This is a genomic window from Nocardiopsis sp. TRM 82005 (assembly GCF_056312425.1).
In genome coordinates this window covers 1-1,574 of the sequence record NZ_JBWDTQ010000066.1, presented here as the reverse complement: position 1 = coordinate 1,574, position 1,574 = coordinate 1, and the positions used below count along the sequence as shown (strand labels likewise).

1 protein-coding gene is annotated in these 1,574 nt (G+C 69.3%); it reads right to left on the bottom strand.

Annotation, left to right across the window (positions count from 1 at the left end; genetic code table 11):
- On the bottom strand, positions 1-1,574 hold a 1,574-nt coding region (locus AC0T5L_RS27065), incomplete at both ends, for a peptide chain release factor 3 (RefSeq protein ID WP_476168323.1).

Sequence of the window (1,574 nt, the reverse complement as noted above, 5' to 3'; positions counted from 1 at the left end):
TCGACTCCTCCGGCGAGTAGGGGTTCCATGAACAGCTCCGGATGGTCGCGCTCGATCACCCGCAGACGCCACTTGTTGTGCACCAGCACCAACAACTCACCATCGTTGCGACGCCGCAGCACCTCCGCGCCCGAGAGCGCGTGCAACGCCGGAGCCGACCCCGCGTCAGTACGCCGAGCCACCGAATAGTCCACCGGCGAGGCCTCGATCGGCGAACGGAACTCGTGCTCCATCCGGTGACGCACCACGTCGAACTGCAAAGGACCCACCGCCGCCAGCACCGGCGCCTGCTCACCACGCACATCCGAGGTCAGCACCTGCACCACACCCTCGGCGTCCAACTGCGCGATCCCGCGCTGGAACTGCTTGTACTTGCCCGCGTCCACCGCCCGGGCCACCACGAAGTGCTCGGGGGCGAAACTCGGAATCGGCGGGAAGACCACCTTGGGCCCCTCATAGAGCGTGTCCCCCACCGACAGGGCCTGAGCGTTGACCAACGCGATCACGTCCCCCGGAAAGGCCGCGTCGATCGTGGACCGGTCCGACCCGAACACCGCCTGGGAGTACTTGGTCGCGAACGGCCGCCCCGTGGAGGCGTGGGTGAGCACCATCCCCCGGTCGAAGCGGCCCGAGGAGATGCGCACGAACGCCATCCGGTCCCGGTGGTTCTTGTCCATGTTGGCCTGCATCTTGAACACCTGGCCCGAGAACGGCTTCTCCACCGGACGCGGCCGCCCCCGGTCATCGGGCTTGGGGGCCGGAGCCGGAGCCAGACCCACCACCGACTCCAGCAGCTGGCCCACCCCGAAGTTGGGCAGCGCCGCACCGAACAGCACCGGGGAGGACTCCCCGGCCATGAACGAGCCACGGTCGAAGTCCGCGCCGATCTCACCGAGGAGTTCGATCTCCTCCTGGGCCTGCTCCCACTCGGCCCCCTCCACACGCGCCGCCTCCTCGGCGGTGAGCCCTTCCTCGACCGCCTTGCTGGCCCCGCCCGGGGTGCGGGACATCTTGGTGTAGGCGCCACTGCTCCGGTCGATGAGGCCGCGAAAGTCCCCGGCGATGCCCACCGGCCAGTTCAGCGGGGTGGGACGCAACCCGATGCGCTGCTCGATCTCATCCAACAGCTCCAGCGGCTCACGCCCGGGCCGGTCCCACTTGTTGACGAAGGTGATCACCGGCATCCTGCGCGAGCGGCACACGTCGAAGAGCTTCAGCGTCTGCGGCTCCAGGCCCTTGGCCGAGTCCAGCAGCATGATCGCGCAGTCCACCGCCGACAGCACCCGGTAGGTGTCCTCGGAGAAGTCGGCGTGGCCGGGGGTGTCCACCAGGTTCAGCACCCGGTCGCCGTAGTCGATGCGCAGCGCGGCCGAGGTGATGGAGATCCCGCGGTCCTGCTCCATCTCCATCCAGTCCGAGGTCACACCCTTGCGGTCGCCCTTGCCGTGCACCGCGCCGGCCGAGGAGATCGCGGCCGCGTGCAGCGCCAGCGCCTCGGTCAGCGTGGACTTGCCGGCGTCGGGGTGGGAGATGACCGCGAACGTGCGCCGCCGCGACGCCTCACGGGCGACCTC